Below are 23,436 nucleotides of genomic sequence, written 5' to 3' on the forward strand. Positions count from 1 at the left end.
GCCCCCATGCTGAGCCACATCTCGGCCCTGACGGACGGCCTCATGTGGACCCGCACCGGGACCGTGTGGGCGGTCTGGCGCGTGTCACCCGTTCCCTACGCCTTCCAGCCGGACGACAAGAAGCACGCCGCGCGGCGGCACCACACCGCGCTGTACCGCGCGCTGCGCGGCGAGTCCCTGCACCTCGGCCTGACCGCGGCCACCGACCCGGCGTCGGTGGTGCTCTCGATGATCGAGGGCGTCGACCTGTCGGAGCGCGAGGCCTGGGCCGCCGAGTGCGAGGCCACCCTCGACTTCCTGGAGCAGATCCCGATCGGGCGCCGCGTCCACTGGATCGCCGCGCCGCTCGCGAACCCGGGCGCCAAGGCGTTCATGGAGCCGCTGCACGCGAGCTGGACCACGCTCCAGGACACGCTGATGATGCCGCGGTCCGTGCCGGGCCGGCACGCGATCGGCGAGCGGGCCGCCCAGGCGGAGGCGCTGCGCAAGGAGATGCCCTCGGCGTTCGACCCCCAGCCGGCGTCGGTGGCCGAGATGGCCTGGATGTTCGGCCACGCGATGCAGCGCGGCCTCGGGCTCGACACGGCGGTCCCGGTCGACGGGTCGCTGGACGCCGAGATGCACCTGTCGGGTCCCTCGGTCCTGCCGTCCGCGCTCGTGGACCCGGCCGGGCAGACGGACTCGGAGAAGAAGCTCGGGCCGCTGCAGATCCTGAAGCGGCCGTACGTGAAGGTGCTCGACCCGACCAACCCCGAGCTCGCGTCGTACCAGACGACGCTCGTGGTGAGCGACACGCCGTCGGGCGGGATCGTCTACCCGGGGTGCGAGTGGATCGGTCGCGTCGACGAGTCGGGCGTGCCCTGCGACTGGGCCATCCGCATGACCGTGCGCTCGCGCGACGAGGTGACCAACCGCAACCGGCGCGCGGTGCGGACGCTCAACGACCAGTTCGACCAGCGCTCCGAGGAGGAGCGGGCCGGGTCGTCCCTGGACACGACGGCGCGCGCGCTGGGCGAGTACCAGGCGGTCATGGACGCCGACGAGCTCGAGGTCGAGGTCGACGCCACCACGATGTTCACGGTCTCGGGCCACACCCCGGAGCAGGCCCTGGACGACGCCCGCGACCTGACCAAGTACTTCGCCGCCATGCAGTTCTCGCTGCGGACGGACCCCACGATCCAGCCGACCCTCTTCGAGGCCACCCTCCCGGGCATGCCCACGCCACGCGCGGTGCGGGAGTACTCGCAGATCACGACGGCGCGGGCCTTCTCCGCCGCCGTGCCCTTCGCGACGACCGAGCTCGGCGACACCTCCGGCGCGCTGTTCGCCCTGGAGATCTCGAACGGCGCGGCCCGGCCCAACCCGGTGTTCGTCAACCTGGCGGGCGCCACCGACAAGCTGGACGTCGCGCTCGCCATGGGCTTCGTGGGCGAGCTGGGCTCGGGCAAGTCGGTGAGCATGAAGACCGTGGCCATGGACAACGTGGACATGGGCGCCACGCTCATGGCGGTGGACCACACCGAGATGGGCGAGTGGGGTATCGCCGTCTCGGAGATCCCCGGCTCGCAGGTCGTGGAGATCTCCGAGGACGCGACGGTGTCGATGGACCCGCTGCGGATCCTGCCGCCCGCGCAGGCTCCGCGGGTCGCCCGCGCCTTCCTCACCGTGCTGCTGTCGGTGCAGACCAAGTCCGAGCAGAACGTGCTGCTGTCCAAGGTGCTGCAGACCGAGTACATGTGGCGCAACAAGATCACGTCGCTCGGCTCGCTCGCCCGGCACCTCGAGGAGGACTGCGAGTTCCCGGGTGCCCGGATGCTGGCCGACGAGATGCGTATCTTCTCCGAGCTCGACTTCGGCCGCGCCCTCTTCGACGACACGCTGCCGCCGCTCGACCTGAGCTCGCCCGCGATCGTGCTGCACACGCACAAGATGCAGCTGCCCTCCCGCGCCGACATGGAGCACGGCCACCTGTTCGCCGAGCTCAAGGCGGAGAAGGTGTTCGGCCGCGCCACGTTCGCACTCATCGCGGCCCTCGCCCGCTACCGCTGCTTCGCGGACCGCTCACGGCTCGACATCTTCGCCGCCGACGAGGCGTCCAAGACCATGTCGTCGCCCGAGGCGGCCGAGGAGATCGGCACGTTCATCCGCGACGGCCGTAAGCACAAGGCCGCGCTGCTGCTCGGCAGCCACGACGCCGAGGAGGACTTCGGGAACGAGGTGGTCCGCGGTCTGATCCCCTTCCGTGTGCTGCTGCGCCACCGTGACTCCAACCTCGCCCGCAGAGGCTTGCGCTGGCTGCACGGCCTGCCGACCGACGCCCCCGTGGACGAGGGCCTGGTCAAGCTGGTCACCGAGGGCACCGCCCCGGTGACGGACGCCGCCGTCGGCGTGGTCGAGGAGCGCCGCGGCGAGTGCCTCATCCGCGACTTCCAGGCCCGGTACGGCCGGGCGAAGGTCATGGCGCCGCTCGTGGAGAAGCGCGCCCAGACGGTCAAGACCACGCCGACGAGCTCGACCGGTGCGGTGATCGGGGCATGATCGGGCTGGCGCCCCTCCCGTTCGCCGACCCGCAGGGTGGGCTGAACCTGGAGGACACGCACGGCGTGGCCGTCGACCGGTTCATGCTCCAGTGGGACACGGGCTCGCCGTGGAACCCGCTGAACGTCGACTCCGAGATCTTCTCGACCCTCGCCGGCATGTTCTGGGTCTGGTACCGCGACATGGTCGCGGTGCAGATCTGGGTGCTCGACTGGGTGCTCGGCATGGACTGGCTCGGCTACATCCTGGCGCCGCTGGCCGGGCTGAGCATCATCGTGCAGGGCATGGTCGCGCAGATCGGCCTGCTCAACCTGATGCTCATCATCCTGGCGTTCGTCGTGGGGTTCTGGCTGCTCAAGGGCCGGTACGCGGGCGGTTTCATGGAGCTGCTCATCGGCTGCGTCATCGCCGCCCTGGCCACCGGGTTCCTCGCGAACCCCATGGCGACCATCGGCGGTGAGCAGGGCGTCATCATGCAGTCCCGCGACGCCGGCATGGACATCGCCACGGGCTTCGCCACGGAGGGTGCGTCGTTCGAGCGGGACTCCACCGTGATCCGGGACGGCCTCAAGGGCCAGCTCGTGGACACGCTGCTGCGCGCACCGCACCAGATCATCAACTACGGGTCGGTCATCGACGGCACCGGATGCGAGGACGTCTACACCGAGAACGTGGGCCGGGAGACCGCCGTCGACGAGATCGGCGGGTGCGACGCCGCCTACAAGGAGGCCGCGTCCACGGTCGACGCCGGCACGGTCGTCTCGACGCTCAGCCTGCTCACCACCGGGTTCGTGTTCCTGCTGCTGTCCGTGGTGATCGTGGGCGGCACCATCTTCGCGGTGCTGCTGCTGGGCTGGTCGGCCATCAAGCTGCTCTGGCAGCTACCGGTCGGCGTGATCTCCAGCGGCACGCGGGCGCAGCTCTTCCGCACGTTCGCGAGCGTGGGCTTCGGCTGCATCCTCGTCGCGATGGCCACGATGTTCCTCGTCGCCTGGATGAAGATGCTGCTCGGCTTCTACGACGCGACGAGCGGGCTGCCGTTCCTCGTGCGCCTGTACCTCTTCAACACCCTGGTCGTCGCGGGCGCCGTGTTCTACGTGCTCATGGGCGCGAGCGTGCGGCAGGGCCTGCGGGCGCTGGCCGACAAGCTCGCGGCCGCCGGCGTGCCCTCCCAGATCGGCGAGCCGGCCGCGATGCCGTGGGACGGCACCGCGAAGTGGCGCGACCGGTACAACAAGGCCAAGTCCTGGGCGGGCGTCGGCCTCGGCCCGGCCCCCGTGCAGCCGAACAGCAACGCGGTGGAGGTCGACGGCGGCGACGCCCCGGCCGCGGGTCCGTCCGCCATGGACGGCACCCCCGGCGGCGGCACGGTCGGCGGTGCCGCGGCAGGAGCCGCCGCGGGAGCGGTCGCGGGGCGCGCAGCCGGCGACGACAACCGCACCATGCCCATCCCGGTCGACGGTTCCGGCTTCGACGGCGGACCGGACGGCGGCCCGGGGAGCGGGAACGGCGGCGGCAACGCCTGGAGCACCGCTGCCCGGACCGTCCAGGACGGTTCGCCCGACGGCGTACGCGGGGCTGGCGACCAGGTGCCCGACGCGACGAACGTCGGCGAGAAGGCGGGGAACGAGCCGTCTCCCCACCTGCCGCCGACCGCCGGCGAACGGCTCAGCGACCGGCTGGGCAGCGCGGGCCGTGCGGGGACGTCGATCGCGCTGCAGGCGGGCGCGATGGTCGCGAGCGGCGGCACGTCCGCCGCGGCGGCCGGGGCCTCCAAGGCGCTCACCGTCGTCCGCAAGGCGGGACAGGCCAAGCAGGTCCTGGGGGCGGTGCGCGGCCTCGGCCGGCGGGGCGAGCGGTCGCAGAGCGCGGCGCGGCTCGCCCAGTCCCTCAACGCCGCGCGCCAGGGCGGTGCGGCGCCGGGCGTCGGGCCGCAGCCCTCCGCCATCGTGCACAACCCGGGACGGCGTCAGATGCGAGAGCTGGGCCGTTGATGAAACGCACGGTGATCGTGGTGCTCACGGTGGTCGCCCTCGCGATCGGGACCTGGATCGGCTGGCCTCGCGAGGGCGGTCCCGCGGCCGACCCGACGGCGGAGGTGAACCCGGGCGCCGTCGCTCCCGGGAGCCAGGACGACTTCGACAACCCCGTGGGCACGTCCGACGACGCCGACGACACGGCCGCCACCGAGGCGGTCGACGGCGACCCGGCGGCCGGGGATCCCGCGGTCGAGGTGACGGCCGAGCCGGAGTTCGACGAGGCCGCGCCCGCCGAGCCCGTCGAGGCGACCTGGGACGACACCGTCCGGCAGGCCGCGCGGGACGCCGCCGTCGCGACCGTCAGCGCGTTCGCCGCCACCGACCAGGCCGAGGACGCCTGGTGGGACGGCCTGAAGCCGCTGCTGACGCCGCAGGCGCAGCCCGTCTACCAGGACGTCGACCCGCGCCTCGTGCCGGTCACCGACGTGACCGGTGACCCGGAGGTCACCGACGAGACGTCCACCCTGCTCGCGGAGGTCGCGGTGCCCACCGACGTCGGCGCGTACACGGTGCTCCTGACCCGGGCCGACGGCGGGGCGCCCTGGCTTGCCGAGCAGATCAGGCCGCCGGAGGGGTCGTGAGCGGGCGGGACACCGTCGGACTCGCGACGCGGGTCGTGTCGCAGGCGGCCCGGGCCTCGCGGTCCGGCAACGGCAGGAAGAAGGACGACGGGACCCGGCGCGCGGTGCTCGTGCTGGCCGTCCTGGTCGCGGCCGTCCTGGCGGTGCCCGCGGCGGTGGTCGCGATGGTCGTGCTGGTGGGCGGCGCCGTGAGCGAGAACCAGTCGCAGAACGGCTGCAGCATGTCGGCGTCGGTGGTGCCCGCGGGCGGCCAGCTGCCGGCGGCCGGCGGCTTCACGGGCGAGCAGCTGCAGAACGCCGCGGTGATCCTCCAGGTGGGCCAGGAGCGCGGTGTCCCGGCCCGCGCGCAGGCCGTCGCGGTGATGACGGCGCTCGGCGAGTCCGGCATGCGCAACCTGAACTACGGCGACGACCGGTTCGGCGTGCGCAACCCCGACGGCTCGCTGACCTCCTCGATCGGCATGTTCCAGGAGCAGAAGTGGTACGGCACGGTCGAGGAGCGCCTCGACCCCGTGCAGTCGTCGGGCCGGTTCTACGACCGGCTGCTCGCCGTCACCGGCTGGGAGACCCTGGAGCCGACGATCGCCGCCCACAAGGCGCAGCGCAACGCCGACCCGTACCACTACCAGCAGTACTGGGACCAGGCGCTCCAGGTGATCCAGCTGGTCAGCGGCGCCGACGCGGCGGACCTCGACGCGCTGTCGCAGTCCATCCAGGGCTCCGCGGCCGCCGCGCCCTGCATGTCCGGCTCCATCGGGCAGGCCGCCGTCAGCGCGGGCGGCTGGGCCAACCCTGCGGTCGGGTCCAAGGCGTCCGGGTTCGGGCCCCGCAACACCGGTATCGCCGGGGCGTCGACCTACCACATGGGCCAGGACATCGCGGCGTCCTGCGGCACCCAGGTCTACGCGGCCGCGGCCGGGCGCGTGGTGATCTCCGGCGCGACCGGCTGGGGCACCGGCAACACGATCCGCATCGAGCACGGCATGGGCCTCGACTCGACCTATGGGCACCTGCTCACCGGCACCAACCTGGTGCGTGTGGGCCAGACGGTGCAGGCGGGCCAGCAGATCGCGTCGATGGGCGGCGACTCGCGCATCGACCCGGCGGGCGCCGGCACGTCGTCGGGCTGCCACCTGCACTACGAGGTGCGGATGAACGGCCAGGCCGTGGACCCGGAACCCTTCATGGCGGGCCAGGGCGTGACGCTCGGCGTCGCGACGCCGGTCACCGAGCCCGTCTCCCCGGACGGGTCGGACCAGTCGGACGGCACGGACGCCTCGGCGAACTGACCGATGATTTCTGCTCACCGCAGACGTCGACAAAAACAGGTCGCGATCGTCATCGGGAATACCGCACGATGATCCGGCGTCGTTAGACGTAGGTCGTGTGCAATGTCGCCCTCGATCTCGGCCCGCGTTCCGTACCGAGAGGGCATACCCCATGACGACCGAAATTCTTGACACCGCTGATCCGCTGGACGACCGTCCGGCCACCCGACCGCCGTCGGGCAGCGTCGACGCACCCGCGCCCGCACCGGCGCGCGCCGACAAGCTCGCCCCCGGCCACTTCCGTGCCATCGCGCTGCTGATGGCGAGCGCCTTCACCGTGATCCTCAACGAGACCACCATGTCGGTGGCGCTGCCGCCGATCATGGACGAGCTGGGCGTGACCCCGACGGTCGGCCAGTGGCTCACCACGGCCTTCCTGCTGACGATGGCGGTCGTCATCCCGGCGACCGGGTTCCTCATCAACCGGCTCGGCACGCGCGGCGCGTACCTGCTGGCGATGTCCCTGTTCACCGCGGGCACCGCCCTGGCGATGATCGCGCCGGGGTTCGGGGTCCTGGTGACGGGCCGCGTGGTGCAGGCGACCGGCACGGCAATCATGATGCCGCTGCTGATGACCACGATCATGACCATCGTGCCCCCGCACATGCGCGGCCGGGTCATGGGTAACGTCGGTCTGGTCATCGCGGCAGCTCCCGCGCTCGGCCCCACGCTGTCCGGCGCGATCCTGGAGCCGCTCGGCTGGCGCGGCGTGTTCGGCGTCGTCCTGCCGATCTCGGTGCTGGCACTGGTCGCCGGCGTGCTCTGGATCCGCGACGTCAACGAGAAGGAGCACCACACGCTCGACCCCCTGTCCCTCCTGCTCACGCTCGTCGCGTTCGGCGGTCTGGTGTGGGGCCTGTCCGGGCTGGGTGAGGGCGCGCACGCGAGCAGCGGCACGCTGAACCCGTGGATCCCGCTGGGTACGGGTCTGGTGTTCCTCGGCCTGTTCGTGTGGCGGCAGATCGTGCGACAGCGGACCGACTCGGCGCTGCTGGACCTGCGGACGTTCCTCGAGCCCAACTTCCGGGTGGCGATCGGCATCATGGCGGTCGCGATGCTCGCGATGCTCGGCACCCTGATCGTCCTGCCGCTGGTGCTGCAGGAGGCCATGGGCCTGACGCCGCTCCAGTCCGGGCTGATCGTGCTGCCCGGCGCGCTCGCGATGGGCCTCCTGGGGCCGGTCGTCGGCCGGTGGTACGACCGGGTCGGGCCGCGTCCGATCCTCGTGCCCGGCACGGTGCTCGTGACCCTCGGCATCGGCATGCTCGCGTTCCTGCACCCCGGCATCTCGCCGTTCTACGTGCTCGCCGCGCACATCCTGCTGAGCCTGGGCCTGGCCGCGGTGTTCACGCCGCTGTTCAGCGCGGCGCTCGGGGTGCTCAAGCCGCACCAGTACTCGCACGGCTCGGCCACGATCAACACGGTGCAGCAGGTCGCGGGTGCCGCGGGCATCGCGCTGTTCATCGCGATCATGACGCTCCGCTCCGACACGCTGACCGCCGCCGGGGAGTCCGCCGCCGACGCGCTGACGTCCGGTGCGAGCCTGGCGTTCGGGATCGGCGCCGGCGTGATGGCGCTGACCATCGCGCTGGCCGCGCTGATCAAGCGGCCCGAGACCGACGGCGAGTTCCACGGCGGGCACTGACCCGTACGGAAGGTACTGAACCGATCGGCCGGTCGGAAGCATGACGAGGGCGGGAACCCATCCGGGTTCCCGCCCTCGTCGTGTCGGGCATCGGCGGATCCGAGCCGCCGAGGACCGCACCCGATCGGCACCCGTCGGCCGAGGTTCATCTCTCCCGGCACCCTTCGACCAGGGTTGCCTCCCGACGGAGCGAATCCGGTCAGCGATCGAAGAGGTGGCCGAGCAGACCCTTGCGCCGAGGGCGTTCCGCTTCCTTCGGGGACTTCGGACGCTCCGGACGGTCGGCCCCCTCCGGGCGCGTCAGTCGCGTGACCTCGATCAGAGCCTGACCCCGCAGCTCCAGCAGCCGGTTCGCCACCGCGATCGCCTCGGACAGTGCTGGCGGGTTCGCGCGGTCAGGCACGAACCCGGCGGCCTTGAGGCCGGTCGGCACGGTTCCGGCGTCGAGCCGCTCGGCCCAGGCGTCCGGTTCGAGGCTCAGGAACTCCGTGTCCGACGACGAGCCGGGGCCTGCCTCGCCGCCGTCCGGCCCGTCCGCCGTCCGGCCGGAGCCGTCCGGGACGGCGCCGCCGTTCCCGGACACCTGACCCACGAGCAGGGCCGCGAGACTCTCCGCCCGGTAGGCCGCCCCGGCATGCTGCTCGTGGTCGAGCAGCACGATCTGGCCCACGTGCCCGTTCGGTCCGGGCGCGAGGTCGGCGGCGTAGACGTTCCCGGCGCCGTCGGTCCCCACGGGGAACCAGAGCGGCGACCCGATCGCCGCCTGCACCCGGCCCGCCGGGTCCGTCGGCGCGAACGTGTCGGCGTCCGCGCTCCAGGTGTCGAAGCGGGCCGCGGGCAGGAACGCCTCGCGGAGAAAGCTCCCGCGCAGCGGCACGATCTCGAACCCCGCGAACCGGCCCTCCTCCTCCGCGAGCTCCAGGTTGCCCGACGCCGCTGCACCGTAGAGCGCCCGCACCTCGTCGGGCAGCCGCGAGCCGGCGGGAAGCGCGGCCTCGGCGGCGTCGACCTCCGCGGGCGGCGCCCCGACGGCGTCGGGCATCCGTTCCGCGACCAGCCGGGCCACGGCGGCGGGATCGGCCGATGCCGCCGGTGCGCCGTCCGGCGGCGGCGCGATCGTCGCCTCGTACTGCGCGGGGAGCGCACCGGACTCCAGAACCACCTCGAGCACCGGCGTGACCGGCCCCGGAACGACCGCGGGCGGGAGCGTGACGAGCTCGACCGCATCGTTGCCGGGCCGGGCGCCGGCGACGACGCGGACGACCTGCTCGGTGTCGGGCAGCAGGCCGGCGATCGCGCGGAGAGCGTCGTCGAGCTCGGCCTTGGGCCCGCGCCCGCCGGTCCGGGCGGCCTCCCGCGCGGCCTCGCGGTAGTGCGCACGACGGGCGTCGGCGTCGCCGTCGTCCAGGTAGGAACCGTCCCACGCGCCGCGACCGACCGTGCCGGCGAACTCGCTGACGTCCGTCCCGGGCGGTGCCGTCCTGCGCAACGCGTCGACGAACGGTTCCCAGGTCTGCCACTCGGTGAGGCTCACGACCACATGATGCCTGCTCCTGCTGGGCGTGTCGGCTCGACGTTCCGTAGACTCCAGCCATGGCCGAGGTGAGGGTCTTTGCCGGTACCGGTGGTCAGCGTTTCGCTCGGGAGATGTGTGCCGATCTCGACGTCCCGCTGAGCCCGATCAACATCCAGCGCTTCGCGAACGACTGCCTACAGGTCCAGCTCCTGGAGAACTGCCGCGAGCGCGACGTCTATCTCGTGCAGCCCGTTGTGCGTCCCGCTCAGGAGAGCCTGATGGAGCTCCTGCTGATGATCGACGCCGCCAAGGGCGCGTCGGCCGCCCGAATCACCGCCGTCATGCCGCACTTCGCGTATGCGCGCTCGGACAAGAAGGACGCGCCGCGCATCTCGGTCGGCGGCCGCCTCGTCGCGGACCTGCTGGAGACGGCGGGCGTGAACCGCATCCTCACGATGACGCTGCACGCACCGCAGGTGCACGCGTTCTTCCGCGTGCCGACCGACCAGCTCAACGCGCTCCGCGAGCTCGCGGCGCACTTCCTGCCGAGCGACCTGTCCAAGGCGACGGTGGTCTCCCCTGACCTGGGCAACGCGAAGAGCGCGTCGGCGTTCGCGAAGATGCTCGGGGTCCCGGTCGCGGCGGCCGCGAAGGAGCGGTTCGACGGCGACCGGGTCGAGATCACGTCCCTGATCGGCGACGTCACCGGCCGCGACATCATCGTGCTCGACGACGAGATCGCCAACGGGTCCACGATCCTGGCGATCCTCGATCTGCTCCGTGAGCACGGCGCGCGCAGCGTCCGGATCGCGTGCACGCACGGCATCTTCGCCAACGACGCCGCACACCGCATCGCGGCCGACCCCGACGTCGTCGAGATCGTCACCACCAACACGGTGCCGTCGACCGGGCTGCTGGCGCACGACAAGCTGTCCGTGATCAGCGTCGCCCCGGCCTTCGCCGAGGCGGTCCGCCGGATCCACAGCGGCGAGTCGGTCAGCGCCCTCTTCGACCCGACCCACGTCTAGGCCCGCTCGGCCCACCACTTCTTGAGCTCCTCGGCCGCGACGTCCTCGCCCAGCGGCCCGCGCTCCATGCGCAGGCCCAACAGGTACTTGTAGGCCTCGCCGACGGCGCGCGACGGCGAGATGCCGAGGATCTCCATGATCTGGGTCCCGTCGAGGTCCGGCCGGATCGCGTCGATCTCCTCCTGCTCGCGCAGCACCGCGATGCGGTTCTCCAGGTCGGTGTACGCGTCGGACAGGCGCTTGGCCTTGCGCTGGTTGCGCGTGGTCGAGTCGGCACGGGTGAGGCGGTGCAGCCGCTCGAGGAGCGGGCCGGCGTCGGTCACGTACCGCCGGACGGCGGAGTCGGTCCACGCGCCGTCGCCGTACCCGTGGAACCGCAGGTGCAGCTCGACGAGCCGCGACACGTCCTTCACCACCTGCTTCTCGTACTTGAGCGCGCGGAGCCGCTTGGTGGTGAGCTTGGCGCCGACCACCTCGTGGTGGTGGAAGCTCACGCCGCCGCCGGACTCGAAGCGGCGCGTGGCCGGCTTGCCGATGTCGTGCAGCAGGGCGGCGAGGCGGAGCACCAGGTCCGGCGCGGGCACCGCGCCGTCGGCCCCGGTCTCCTGCGCGATCGCCTGGTCGAGCACGGTGAGCGAGTGCTGGTAGACGTCCTTGTGCCGGTGGTGCTCGTCGATCTCGAGCTGGAGGGCCGGCAGCTCGGGCAGCACCTGCTCGGCGAGGCCGGTGTCGACCAGCACCTCGAGGCCAGCGCGCGGGTTGTCGCTGAGGATCAGCTTGGTGATCTCCGCCTGGACCCGCTCGGCCGAGACGATCTCGATCCGCTCGGCCATCGCGACCAGCGCGGCGAGCGTCCCTGGTTCCACGTGAAACGAGAGCTGGGCCGCGAACCGCGCGGCGCGCATCATGCGCAGCGGGTCGTCGTCGAACGAGCGCTCGGGCGCGATCGGGGTACGGAGCACCCCGGCGGCGAGGTCGCCCAGCCCGTTGTACGGGTCGACGAAGGTCAGGTCGGGCACGCGGACGGCCATCGCGTTCACGGTGAAGTCGCGCCGGGACAGGTCGCCGTCGAGGTTGTCGCCGAACTCCACGAGCGGCTTGCGGGACGCCGGGTCGTACTTGTCGGTGCGGTACGTCGTCACCTCGACCACGACGTCGCCCCGGCGCGCGCCGATCGTGCCGAACTCCTTGCCGATGTCCCAGTGCGCGTCGCCCCACCGGGCGAGGATCCGCTGCGTCTGGTCGGGCGAGGCCGACGTCGCGAAGTCGAGGTCGTTGCTCGTCCTGCCGAGGAAGGCGTCGCGGACCGGACCGCCCACGAGCGACAGCTCGTGCCCGGCGGCACGGAACTGCTCGCCCAGCTCGAGCGCGGCGGGCGCCATCTCGGTCAGCACGCCGAGCGCACGACGCAACAGATCCTGTTCAGGGGTAGACACAGCCCAAGATTCTCCCAGACCCGGCGCGGCCTTACTCACCGAGGCGCACGGGCATCCGCGAGGCCCACGCAAGACCCGGGCGAAGCCCGCGTGCGGACCTGCCGCGTCCTCATGCGGACAAGGTGCGGACGTGCCGGGGCGACCCGGTGCCCGAAACCGCCCGCGCACCGCGCCTGACCAGATCAACGGTGGTCAGTCGGTAGTGTTGGGGCATGTCCACCCCTGTTCCGGCGAGCGACCGTCCAGACGGTCGCCCGGAGGTGCCCACGCCGCCCGGCGGGGCGCCGCTGCGGGTGAATCCTGCCCGGCGTGCCGCCGCGACGACCGCCCCGGTACATCTGCCGATCGTGGACGAGACGTCGGCCGGCGGGCTCGTCCTGCGCGCCGAGTCCGACCGGCCCGAGGAGTTCAGCGCGGCGGTGCTGCTGCGCCGCAACCGCACGGGCCGCCTGGAGTGGTGCCTCCCCAAGGGGCACCTCGAGGGCCGCGAGACGCCGCAGGAGGCCGCGATCCGCGAGATCCGCGAGGAGACCGGGATCCGCGGCTCGATCCAGGCCGAGCTCGGCGTGATCGACTACTGGTTCACCGGTGAGGACCGGCGGGTGCACAAGGTGGTGCACCATTACCTCTTGCGCGCGGAAGGCGGTCACCTGACCGTGGAGAACGATCCGGACGGCGAAGCCGAGGACGCTCTCTGGGTCAGGGTCGACGAGCTCGCCGAGCGTTTGTCGTACCCGAACGAGCAGCGACTGGCCGCGGCCGCCCTGGATCTCCTCGTCTCGTCGAGGAACCTCCGGGACGCACTGCGCGCCGACGCCTTCCCCACGGAGCGCCCAGACCTGCCATGACGCAGCACGCCGACTTCTCCCGCAGTCCCGCCCGCAACCGGGCGGCCCGCCGTACCGGCGCGCTCGGCGCCGTGCTCCTGGCGGGCGCGCTGCTCGTCGGGTCCGCGCTGCCCGCGGCCTGGGCCACCGGTCCGGCGACGGCCCGCACCACCGCGGACGCCGCCGTCACCCAGCCGCTCGCCACGACTTCCGCCGCCGCCGGCTCGCTCGACGTCGCGGTCACCGACATCTCGCACCCCGTCTCGCACCCGGGGGACGAGGTGACCATCCGCGCGAAGGTCACCAACACGAGCGACGCCGCGGTGTCCGACGCGGTGGCCCAGCTCACCATCGACTACGTGGCGATCACCACGCGCACCGAGATCGAGGAGTGGGTCACGGCAGACCTGCTCGACCAGGTCCGGGGCAAGCCCATCTCGAAGACGATCGGCGACCTCGCGCCGGGCGGGTCCAAGAACGTCTCGTTCACCTACGACCCGGGCGCCGAGACCTTCAAGGGCTTCGGCGCGCGCAGGCTCGCCGTCGCCGCCGGCGACGCCACGGGTCGTCTCGGCATCGCGCGTACGTTCCTCGTGTACGACGCCGACGGCCTGGAGCGCGAGCCCATGCAGGTCAGCGTCCTGGCCGCGGTCACGAGCCCCGCCGTCGACCCGGCCGACCCGACGACCGCGGAGCTGGAGCTGGCCCAGCAGGCCGCCTCCGGCCAGCGGCTCGACGGCGTGCTGGAGGTCGCGGAGAACACCAAGCTGTCGTTGGCGATCGACCCCGACACCATCGGCGTGGCCGCGGCGTCGGACGACCCGGCGCTCATCGAGTGGTCCGAGCGCATGACGGCGGCCGCCGCGAGCACCGCCACGTACGCCCTCCCCAGCCACGACCCCGACCTCGCGGCGCTCGCCCACGCGAACGTGCGCACCACGGGCGCGCGCAGCTTCCTCCAGGCGCCCCGCAAGGGGAACTGGGAGGTTCCGGAGTCGTGGCAGAAGAACATCGCCTGGCCCGCGGACGGCGTCGTGCCCGACGTCGCGACCGTCGGCCTCGGGGTCGCTGCGAAGCGCGGGCACCTCGTGGTCGGCAGCGGCGGGCTCGCCTACGAGGGCGCCGGCACCGTGACCGGCCGGGCGGACGTCCGCACGCCGTCCGGCACGGCACGCGCGGTGGTGGCCGACACCGACCTCACGCGGACCTTCCTCGCCGCCACCGACCTGTCGGCCGCGGACGACGTGACGTCCACGGAGAGCTCCGCCTCGACGAATGCCGCCACCACCGCGTCCACCCCGGCCGAGGGCGCGCAGCGCCTCCTCGCCGAGACCGCCGCCGTCGTCACCCAGACGCCGGTCGACCCGCCGTCGCTGACCATCGTCGCGCCGCGGACCTGGACGCCCGACGCCGAGGGCGCGAGCAAGATCCTGAACGAGCTCGACGAGGCGGGCTGGGTCGACGTCACGACCGTCGACACGCTGTTCGCGCAGGACGCCCCGGACGTCTCCCGCACCGCCCTATCGAAGCGCACCGTGGCCAAGGCCGAGCTCGGCGCGACGAACGTCGCAGCCCTGGAGCGGGCGCGCGACGCCGTCGTCACGTTCTCGTCGGTCGCGGTCGACCACTCCTCCCAGATCTGGCGTCCGGGCGTGACCCGCCTGATCGCCCCGCTCGCCGTCGCGCACCGCGCCGACACCGGGCTCCGGGAGGCGCTCGTCAAGCAGACGCTGGAGGCGTCGAACGCGCTCACGCAGCAGTCCGTGTCCGTGGTGCCGCGCCAGGACGTCAACTTCATCACGGACAAGGGCAACATCCCGGTGCGCGTGCGCAACACGCTCGGCGTGGACGCGACGGTCACGGTGGTGCTGCGCCCCGACCACCCGCGCCTGACCGTCGACGCACGCAGCACCGAGGTCATCCCCGCGGGCCAGGAGATCGACGTGCAGGTGCCGGTGCGGGCCATCGGCTCGGGCGACGTCGCCGTGACCGCCCAGGTGCTCACGCCGACCGGCGCCAAGATCAGCGACGACTCGTCGTTCCAGGTCCGCGTCCGCGCGGGCTGGGAAGAGCTCGGCACCTGGATCGCCGCCGGCCTCGTCGCGCTGCTGTTCCTGTCCGGGATCTGGCGCACCGTGCGTCGCGGCCGTTCCCCGTACCGTGCCACCAGCAAGGACGTCGAGGAGGCGACCGGTGTGGCCGCCGAGGCGCCGGAGCCGGCCGCAGCGGCGAAAGCGGACTCCGTGGCCGCCCGGGCAGAGTAGTGTTTCGGCCGCCGCACACGTCTGTCGAACAGCGCCGGGCAGGGGCCCAGACCACGGGAGTAGTCGCTTGACCCAGGAGAACGCCGTGACCGCACCGACCGACCCCGCGTCGGATCCCAGCGCCGAGGCCGCGGGCGGGCCGAGCTCGCCCGCGACGCCGCCGTCGTCGACCAGCAGCCTGGGACGCAACTCGATCGTGATGGCGGCCGGCACTGCCGCGTCCCGTCTCGGTGGCCTGGTCCGCAACATGATGCTGGTGGCCGCGATCGGCTCCGTGGGCTCGGTCGCGAACGCGTTCGACGTCGCGAACAAGCTGCCCAACGTCCTGTTCGCGATCCTGGCGGGCGGCATGCTGAACGCCGTCCTGGTGCCGCAGATCGTCAAGGCTTTCCGCGCGCACAACGCACAGGAGCGCGTCGACAAGCTGCTCACGATCGCGGCCGTCGGCATCCTGGCCATCACCGCGATCCTCACCGGCGCCGCCGCGTGGGTCGTGATGCTGTACACCGACGGCTGGTCGGCCGAGCAGCTGGCCCTGGGCACCGTCTTCGCCTACTGGTGCATCCCCCAGCTCTTCTTCTACGGCCTGTACACGCTGCTCGGCCAGGTGCTGAACGCCCGCGAGCAGTTCGGCCCCTTCATGTGGGCCCCGGTGGCCAACAACGTGGTCTCCGTCATCGGGTTCGCCGTGTTCCTGGTCGTGTTCGGCGGCGCGCCGGACACCGGCATCAACGACCTCTCCGAGTGGGACACCCCGCGCACGATCCTGCTGGCCGGCACGGCCACGCTCGGCATCGTGGCGCAGGCGCTCGTCCTGCTCGTGCCCCTGCTGCGGTCCGGCTTCCGCTGGAACCTCCGCCTGGGCCTGCGGGGCATCGGCCTCCGCTCGGCCGGGGCCGTCGCCATGTGGACGTTCGCGGCCGTGGTCCTGGAGCAGGCCGGCGTGCTGTACCTGACCCGGGTCGCGTCCGCCGCCGGGGCCGCGGCCGAGGCCGGCGCGGCGGGCGTCTCCGCGGACCTGGTCGCCAGCAACGGTGCCTACACCCAGGCGCTCCTGATCTACCTGCTGCCCCACTCGCTCGTGACAGTCTCCATCGCGACCGCACTGTTCACGGGCATCAGCAAGGCCGCGCAGGCGGGTGACACCGACCGGGTCCGGTCCGACCTGTCCCTGGGGCTGCGCACCATCGGCGTCTTCACCGTGTTCGCCACCGCGGCGCTCGTGGTGCTCGCCGGGCCGGCCACCGCGTTCATCGTCCCGACCGCGGGCGAGACGGGTACGTCGGTCATCGCGCCCGTGCTGGTCGCGCTGTCGTTCGGGCTGGTGCCCCTCGGCGGCATGGCCCTCATGAAGTGGGTCTTCTACGCCTACGAGGACGGCCGCTCCGTCTTCTGGATCACCGTGCCCTCGACGGTCGCCCTCGTGGCCGGCCTGGTCGCGGCGCAGATCTGGCTGCCGATCGAGCTCTGGGTCGTCGCCGCCGGTGGCGCCTACGCCCTGTCGAACTGGATCACGGTGCTCCTGCGCACCGGTGGCCTCAAGCGGAAGCTCGGCGGGCGCCTCGACGGCGGGCGCATCTTCGTGCTGCACGCCAAGGCGGTGCTCGCCGCGGTGGTCGCCGGAGGCGCCGGGTGGGGCGTCTACCAGCTGGTCGGCGGGTTCGACGTCCTCTCCTTCGGCAGCGGCTGGTTGTTCACGATGCTCAGCGGCCTCTGGGTGACGGCGCTCTGCGGCCTGGTGATGCTCGCCGTCTACGTGCTGCTCCTGCGCCTGCTGCGCGTCGAGGAGCTCAACGGGCTGCTCGGTCCGGTCCTCGCGCGCCTGCGGCGCTGATCCGCCCCGCCGTCGTACGGGAAGCGCAGCCCGCGCGCGTGGGCTGCGCTTTCGTACATACGGACGATGCCTCGGCGAGTGGGCAGCGGTTCCGCGTAGCATGGCGACGGTGCGTGACGGTCGTGGTCACGTACCTGCTAATGTCCCCCGACCGAGCGAGGAGGTCCGCGTGAGCACTGTCGAACCTGGCACCGTGCTGGTCGAGAGATACCGGCTGCGCCAGCAGGCGTCCACCGACCTTGCTGCGGCGACCGCCTGGGAGGCGCACGACCTGATCCTGGACCGTGAGGTCCGCGTCACCCTCGTGACCGGGCCTTATACCGGTGACGCCCTGGACTCCGCCCGGCGCGCGGCACTCGTGACGGACCCCCGTCTGGTCCGCGTGCTCGACGCCGGATCCGACGCCGACGGCCGCAAGTACGTGGTCACCGAGCCGTACACCGGCACCACGCTGACCCAGATCATCTCGAGCGGCCTCGTGGACGAGCAGCAGGCCCGCGCGATCGTCGGCGAGGCGGCCGGCGCCCTCGCCGTCGCGCACGCCCGCGGCGTGCACCACGCCGCGCTCCGCCCGGAAGCCGTGCGGGTCGACGGTCACCAGGTCCGCGTCACGGGCCTCGGGCTGGACGGTGGGCTCGCCTCCGGCGACACGCTCAACGTCAAGCCGGCGGAGCTCGACGCCCAGGGCCTCGTCGCTCTCCTCTACTACGCGATGACGGCGCGCTGGCCCGGCCAGGACCTCGAGGCCGACTGGATCGCGAAGGACACCCTGATCCCGCTGCCCGCGCAGCTCGACGACTCCGGCGCCGTGGCGCCTCTTTCCAGCTTGGTCCCGCACGTGGACACCGAGATCGACGGCCTGGTGGCCCGGACGTTCGACACGTCCGGCGGCACCGATGGGCCGAAGAACCCCGACGACGTGACCGCGGCTCTCCAGCCGTGGGGAGAGGTTTCCGTAGTGGCATCGCTGCCTGGATTCGTGCAGCCCGAGCCGGAGGAGCCGCGGCGGCAGTCCATCGCCGACGCCTTCGGAGGCGAAGGAGCTCCGCCCGCGCGGCGCCCCGTCACCGGCCGGATCGCACGTACCGACGAGACAATGGCCATGGGGGCGGGCGGCAACGTGCCCGCCGGCTATCCCGAGCCCCAGAACGACTACACCTACGAACCGCAGACCTACGGGCAGCACGCGCCCGTGCCGCCCCCGCCGCCCGAGGCGGCGCCGGCCGGCTACCCGCCGGTGGGCTACGACCAGTACGGCCAGCCCGTCGACCAGTACGGCCAGCCGGCCGCACAGGCCCAGCCCGGCTACGACCAGGCGCAGTACGCGCAGCAGCAGCCGCAGCAGTACCCCCCGCAGTCCTACGCTCCGGGCGGCTACGACCCCAACGCCGGCGGCTACTACGAGCAGGACGGCGGGTTCGCCACCCAGCCCGCGCCCAAGCGCGGCGGCGTCAACCCGACGCCGATCGTGCTCGGCCTCGTCGGTGTGGCCGTCGTGGCGGGCCTCATCTGGGCCATCAACGCGGTCCTCTCGCCGACCCCGGACGTGATCGCCGACGCGCCCCCGTCTGCGACTGCCTCCGCGTCCGCCGGTGCGGACGGAGGCAGCACCGAGCCGTCGGCACCCACCGAGACCGAGGCCCGTCCGGTGATCGACTCCGGGACGCTCCTGGGCGAGCTCGACTGGGAGGGCAACACGCTCGACCACCCCGAGGCGGTCGAGCGTGCCTTCGACACCGACCCGGCCACGTTCTACTTCACGACCACCTACCAGCGGGCGGCGTTCGGCGGGTTCAAGGACTTCCTGGGCATGGAGCTGCGGCTCCGCGAGCCGGCGTCCGTCTCCAAGATCGAGCTGCTCACCAACACCCCTGGCGGCAAGGTGCAGATCCTCAAGGGCGGCGAGGGCGGCGAGGTGCTCGCCGAGGGCACGTTCGCGGAGACCACCACCTTCGAGCTGCCGGAACCCGTCGTGAGCGACTCGTTCACGATCTGGGTCACCGAGCTGCCGCAGGTCTCGGACGGCTTCCGGCTCGAGCTGAGCGAGGTCGTGCTGAGCTGACCGTCGTTGCCGGCCCTCACGGCCGCCGGCGCTCACGACCAGTCCGGAACACCGGCGGGTACGAACCACATCATGTAGATGGTTCGTTCCCGCCGGTGTTCTTTCGTGACAGGATCGGCTCGGATACCGAACGCATCGACGGATGTCGATGTTGTGTGGCGAGATTCACGTCCACGACCGAGCCCCAGGGGACCAGGGCTGGAACACTGGGACCCGCTCGCGTGTTGTTGCGTGTGCCCATGGAACTCGAGGAGAACACCTTGACCGAACAGACCACCGCTCCGGCCGCCGGCACCACCGACGCCCCCGTGCTCGACGTCGTAGTCATCGGGTCCGGTCCCGCGGGATACACCGCGGCCATCTACGCGGCTCGTGCCGGCTTCGCGCCCGTGGTCATCGCGGGTTCGGTCACCGCGGGCGGCGCCCTCATGAACACCACCGAGGTCGAGAACTTCCCCGGCTTCCCCGCCGGCATCCAGGGTCCTGACCTGATGGACGCCATGCGGGAGCAGGCGGAGAAGTTCGGCGCCAAGGTCATCTGGGACGACGCGGAGCAGGTCGAGCTGACCGGCGACATCAAGACGATCGTGACGGGCGGCGGCGACACCTACCGCGCCCGCTCCGTGATCCTGTCGACCGGCTCGGCGTATCGCGAGCTGGGGCTGCCCGACGAGAAGCGGCTCTCCGGCCGCGGTGTCTCGTGGTGCGCCACCTGTGACGGCTTCTTCTTCCGCGACCAGGACATCGCCGTCGTCGGCGGCGGTGACTCCGCGATGGAGGAGGCGACGTTCCTGACCCGGTTCGCCTCGAAGGTGACCGTGGTGCACCGCCGCGACGACCTGCGCGCCTCGAAGATCATGGCGGAGCGCGCCACCGCGGACCCGAAGATCGAGTTCGCGTGGAACAGCGAGATCGCCGGCATCACGGGTGACAGCAAGGTCTCCGGCCTCAGCCTGCGTGACACCGTCACCGGCGAGGTCCGGGACCTGGACGCGACCGGCCTGTTCGTCGCGATCGGTCACGAGCCCCGCACCGACCTGGTCAAGGGCCAGGTCGACCTCGACGAGAACGGCTACATCCTCGTGGAGGGCCGGAGCACCCGCACCAACCTTCCCGGCGTCTTCGCCTGCGGCGACGCCGTCGACCACACCTACCGCCAGGCGATCACGGCCGCCGGCTCGGGCTGCTCCGCGGCGCTCGACGCCCAGGCGTTCCTCGACTCGCTGAACGACTGATCTCCGGCCGGCTGCCACCGGCCGCGCCCCACTGGGCCCCCTGCGGGGCCATGAACAAGGAGATGCTGGATGAGCACCATCAAGGTCACCGACGACACCTTCAAGAGCGAGGTCCTCGACTCTGACATTCCCGTCTTCGTGGACTTCTGGGCTACCTGGTGCGGCCCGTGCCGCATGGTGGCGCCCATCCTCGAGGAGCTGTCCGACGAGTACGAGGGCAAGATCAAGATCGTCAAGATCGACACCGACGAGAACCGGCAGACCGCCATGGACTACGGCATCGTCTCGATCCCGACGCTCAACGTCTACAAGGGTGGCGAAGTCGTGAAGTCGATCATCGGCGCCCGTCCGAAGCGCGCGCTGACCGAGGAGATCGACGAGGTCCTCGCGGGCTGACCTGCCCCCCGCCGCGTGATCGAGCGCGTGTCCGGCCCACCCTCACCGGGTGCGGCACCGGGCACGCGCTCTTCGTTCGCCCTGGTCCGGGCACTTGTCCGGGAACCGGCCTCGGCACGAGAGCCGCGTAGTCTCACCGTTTCGCTACGAACGGGTACTGGGTCGAGCACACGGTGCGTGCGAGACTGGCGTGCGTGAACGAGCTTCCCGAGACTGCCGGTAACCGCCTCGACCCGTGGTTCGGTTCGTACGCGGCGCGAGCGCACGGCATGCGCGCCTCGGAGATCCGAGCGCTCTTCTCGGTGGCCAACCGCCCCGAGGTCGTGTCGCTGGCGGGCGGGATGCCGTACCTGGAAGGCCTTCCGCTCGACGTCATCGCCGACGCAATGCAGCGCCTCATCGCCACCAAGGGCACGACGGCGCTCCAGTACGGCTCGGGCCAGGGCGAGGAGGTGCTCCGCGAGCACATCACCCAGGTCGTCGCGCTCGAAGGCGTCTCCGCCCATCCCGACGACGTCGTGGTGACCACCGGCTCGCAGTCCGCGCTCGACCTCGTGACCCGCATCTTCGTGGACCCGGGCGACGTGGTCCTCGCTGAGGCGCCGTCGTACGTGGGCGCGCTGGGGGTCTTCCGGTCCTACCAGGCCGACGTCGTCCAGGTGCCGCTCGATGCCGACGGCCTGGTCCCGGCAGCGCTCGACGCCACGCTGACCCGTCTGGCGGCCGAGGGCCGGCGCGTGAAGTTCCTCTACACCGTCCCGACCTTCCAGAACCCGGCCGGCGTCTCGCTCTCCGTCGAGCGGCGCCCCCAGGTCCTGGAGATCTGCCGGCGGCACGGCGTGCTCGTGGTGGAGGACAACCCGTACGGGCTGCTCGGGTTCGACACCGAGCCGATGCCCGCGCTGCGCTCCTACGACACCGACGGCGTGCTGTACCTCGGCTCGTTCTCCAAGACCTTCGCCCCCGGCTACCGCGTCGGCTTCGTCATCGCGCCGCACGCGGTGCGCGACAAGCTCGTGCTCGCCAGCGAGTCCGCGGTCCTGTCGCCGTCGAACGCCTCCCAGCTCGCCGTGGCGACGTACCTGGAGACGTGCGACTGGAAGGCCCAGATCAAGGCGTACCGCGAGACCTACCGCGAGCGGCGCGACGCCCTCGTGGGGGCACTCGGCGAGTACCTGCCCCGCGCGTCGTGGAACGTGCCCCAGGGCGGTTTCTTCGTGTGGGTGCGGCTGCCGGAGGGCCTCGACGCGCGGGCGATGTTGCCCCGTGCGGTCACCGCCCGCGTCGCGTACGTCCCGGGCACGGCCTTCTACTACGACGGCAGCGGCTCCGATCACATGCGCCTGTCGTTCTGCTTCCCCACCCCGGAGCGCATCCGCGAGGGTGTGCGACGGCTGGCCGGCGTCGTCAACGGTGAGTCCGAGCTGGTGCAGATCTTCGGCACCTCCGCGCAGTCCGGCACGGACGCGGACGACGTCGAGGGCCCCGCCCCCGACCTGGCGTGAGCCCCTCCCCTCGACGGACGTGCAGGTCACCCCGGTGATCCGCGGGTCTGACACGATGGCAGCTGACCGTTCTCCATCCCGACCGAGTGAGCCCCCTCGATGACCAGTCCCGCCCCCGTCCCGACCGAGCCGGCCGCGCCAGGCGCTCCCCTCGACCCCGAGCAGCGCGACGCCGGGCGCCGCTCGCCCCTGGTGGTCGTCCTCGCCGGCGGCCTGTCGCACGAGCGGGACGTCTCGCTGCGCTCCGGGCGCCGGGTCGCCGAGGCGCTGCGTGCCACCGGCCTGGAGGTCCTGGTGCACGACGTCGACGCCGACCTCCTGTCGTTCCTCCGCACGACCAGGCCCGACGTCGTCTGGCCGCTGCTGCACGGCGCCTCCGGTGAGGACGGTTCCGTGCGCGATGTGCTCGACATGGCTGGCCTGCCCTACGTGGGCACGGGCCCGCGCGCGAGCCGCGTCGTCTGGAACAAGCCGATCTCCAAGGCCGCGCTGCTCGACGCCGGGCTCGCGACGCCGGACTACGTGACGCTCCCCCAGAGCCTGTTCCGGGACCTCGGCGCGCAGCCGGTGCTCGACACGATCCTGCGGCGCATCGGCCTCCCCCTGGTGGTCAAGCCCACGGAAGGCGGCTCCGCGCTCGGCGTCACGGTCGTGACCCGCGCCGAGGACCTGCCCCGGGCGATGGTGGAGTGCTTCGCGTACGGCGAGACGGCGCTGGTCGAGCGGGCGATCGACGGTGTGGAGCTCGCGGTCAGCGTGATCGAGGGTGTCGACGGTCCCGAGGCCCTCCCCGCGGTGGAGATCGTGGCCGACGGCGGGTACGACTACGCCGCACGCTACGTGGCCGGCGAGACCGAGTTCTTCGCGCCCGCCCGGCTCACCCCGCAGCAGGCCGACCTGGTGTCGGACGTCGCCGTGCGCGCACATCGCGCACTGCACCTGCGGCACCTCTCGCGCACCGACATGATTCTCGACCCGTCCGGCACGGCGCACGTGCTCGAGGTGAACGTCGCGCCAGGTATGACAGAGATGTCTCTTCTGCCCCAGGCAGTTGCCGCGAGTGGGCACAACCTGTCGACGCTGTACCGGGCGATCATCGACACGGCGCTGGTGTCCGCGCGGTAACAGGTCGTTCTCGTTCGGACTAGCCTGCCGGGGCGCGACGACCCCACACAGGGCTCAGGGCCGGCATCCCTGGTGGG

At 72.1% G+C, this 23,436-nt stretch carries 16 protein-coding genes; 14 read left to right on the forward strand and 2 right to left on the reverse strand.

Annotation, left to right across the window (positions count from 1 at the left end; genetic code table 11):
- Positions 1-6: 6 nt before the first annotated feature.
- From ACFWEJ_RS01130 to ACFWEJ_RS01150, 5 genes are all read left to right on the forward strand, one after another.
- Complete coding sequence (locus tag ACFWEJ_RS01130) at positions 7-2,538, forward strand: ATP-binding protein (RefSeq protein ID WP_377227358.1); 2,532 nt, start codon at positions 7-9, stop codon at positions 2,536-2,538.
- Positions 2,535-4,532, forward strand: a complete 1,998-nt coding sequence (locus ACFWEJ_RS01135; RefSeq protein ID WP_377227359.1) for a hypothetical protein — start codon at positions 2,535-2,537, stop codon at positions 4,530-4,532. Before ACFWEJ_RS01130 ends, ACFWEJ_RS01135 begins: the two co-directional genes overlap by 4 nt.
- Entirely contained in the window at positions 4,532-5,158 is a 627-nt protein-coding gene (locus ACFWEJ_RS01140) for a hypothetical protein (protein WP_377227360.1), read from the forward strand. Before ACFWEJ_RS01135 ends, ACFWEJ_RS01140 begins: the two co-directional genes overlap by 1 nt.
- Positions 5,155-6,447: a M23 family metallopeptidase gene (locus tag ACFWEJ_RS01145; protein WP_377227361.1), complete on the forward strand. Its 1,293-nt coding sequence runs from the start codon at positions 5,155-5,157 to the stop codon at positions 6,445-6,447. Before ACFWEJ_RS01140 ends, ACFWEJ_RS01145 begins: the two co-directional genes overlap by 4 nt.
- A 151-nt stretch (positions 6,448-6,598) precedes the next feature.
- On the forward strand, positions 6,599-8,131 hold the full coding sequence (locus ACFWEJ_RS01150; protein WP_377227362.1) for an MDR family MFS transporter: 1,533 nt from the start codon (positions 6,599-6,601) through the stop codon (positions 8,129-8,131).
- A gap of 199 nt (positions 8,132-8,330) precedes the next feature.
- On the opposite strand, the gene ACFWEJ_RS01155 is transcribed toward ACFWEJ_RS01150, so the two are convergent.
- Positions 8,331-9,665: an SMI1/KNR4 family protein gene (locus ACFWEJ_RS01155; RefSeq protein ID WP_377227363.1), complete on the reverse strand. Its 1,335-nt coding sequence runs from the start codon at positions 9,663-9,665 to the stop codon at positions 8,331-8,333.
- A gap of 59 nt (positions 9,666-9,724) precedes the next feature.
- Between ACFWEJ_RS01155 and ACFWEJ_RS01160 the strand changes: the two genes are divergently transcribed.
- Positions 9,725-10,675: a ribose-phosphate diphosphokinase gene (locus ACFWEJ_RS01160; RefSeq protein WP_377227364.1), complete on the forward strand. Its 951-nt coding sequence runs from the start codon at positions 9,725-9,727 to the stop codon at positions 10,673-10,675.
- Here ACFWEJ_RS01160 and ACFWEJ_RS01165 read toward each other — a convergent pair.
- Complete coding sequence (locus tag ACFWEJ_RS01165; RefSeq protein WP_377227365.1) at positions 10,672-12,111, reverse strand: CCA tRNA nucleotidyltransferase; 1,440 nt, start codon at positions 12,109-12,111, stop codon at positions 10,672-10,674. The genes ACFWEJ_RS01160 and ACFWEJ_RS01165 overlap by 4 nt on opposite strands.
- A gap of 212 nt (positions 12,112-12,323) precedes the next feature.
- Between ACFWEJ_RS01165 and ACFWEJ_RS01170 the strand changes: the two genes are divergently transcribed.
- From ACFWEJ_RS01170 to ACFWEJ_RS01205, 8 genes are all read left to right on the forward strand, one after another.
- Entirely contained in the window at positions 12,324-12,959 is a 636-nt protein-coding gene (locus tag ACFWEJ_RS01170) for an NUDIX hydrolase (RefSeq protein WP_377227366.1), read from the forward strand.
- Complete coding sequence (locus tag ACFWEJ_RS01175) at positions 12,956-15,202, forward strand: DUF6049 family protein (RefSeq protein ID WP_377227367.1); 2,247 nt, start codon at positions 12,956-12,958, stop codon at positions 15,200-15,202. Before ACFWEJ_RS01170 ends, ACFWEJ_RS01175 begins: the two co-directional genes overlap by 4 nt.
- Before the next feature lie 85 nt (positions 15,203-15,287).
- Positions 15,288-17,036: a murein biosynthesis integral membrane protein MurJ gene (gene murJ, locus ACFWEJ_RS01180; RefSeq protein ID WP_377227368.1), complete on the forward strand. Its 1,749-nt coding sequence runs from the start codon at positions 15,288-15,290 to the stop codon at positions 17,034-17,036.
- Positions 17,037-17,205: 169 nt separating this feature from the next.
- Complete coding sequence (locus ACFWEJ_RS01185; RefSeq protein ID WP_377227369.1) at positions 17,206-19,098, forward strand: hypothetical protein; 1,893 nt, start codon at positions 17,206-17,208, stop codon at positions 19,096-19,098.
- A 239-nt stretch (positions 19,099-19,337) separates the two neighbouring features.
- Complete coding sequence (gene trxB, locus ACFWEJ_RS01190; protein ID WP_377227370.1) at positions 19,338-20,333, forward strand: thioredoxin-disulfide reductase; 996 nt, start codon at positions 19,338-19,340, stop codon at positions 20,331-20,333.
- 69 nt (positions 20,334-20,402) lie between these two features.
- Entirely contained in the window at positions 20,403-20,729 is a 327-nt protein-coding gene (gene trxA, locus ACFWEJ_RS01195) for a thioredoxin (protein ID WP_377227371.1), read from the forward strand.
- Positions 20,730-20,923: 194 nt separating this feature from the next.
- Complete coding sequence (locus tag ACFWEJ_RS01200; protein ID WP_377227372.1) at positions 20,924-22,234, forward strand: PLP-dependent aminotransferase family protein; 1,311 nt, start codon at positions 20,924-20,926, stop codon at positions 22,232-22,234.
- Positions 22,235-22,333: 99 nt separating this feature from the next.
- Positions 22,334-23,359: a D-alanine--D-alanine ligase gene (locus ACFWEJ_RS01205; RefSeq protein WP_377227373.1), complete on the forward strand. Its 1,026-nt coding sequence runs from the start codon at positions 22,334-22,336 to the stop codon at positions 23,357-23,359.
- Positions 23,360-23,436: the final 77 nt, after the last annotated feature.

This window comes from Promicromonospora sp. NPDC060204 (assembly GCF_042728455.1).
Taxonomy (GTDB): domain Bacteria; phylum Actinomycetota; class Actinomycetes; order Actinomycetales; family Cellulomonadaceae; genus Promicromonospora.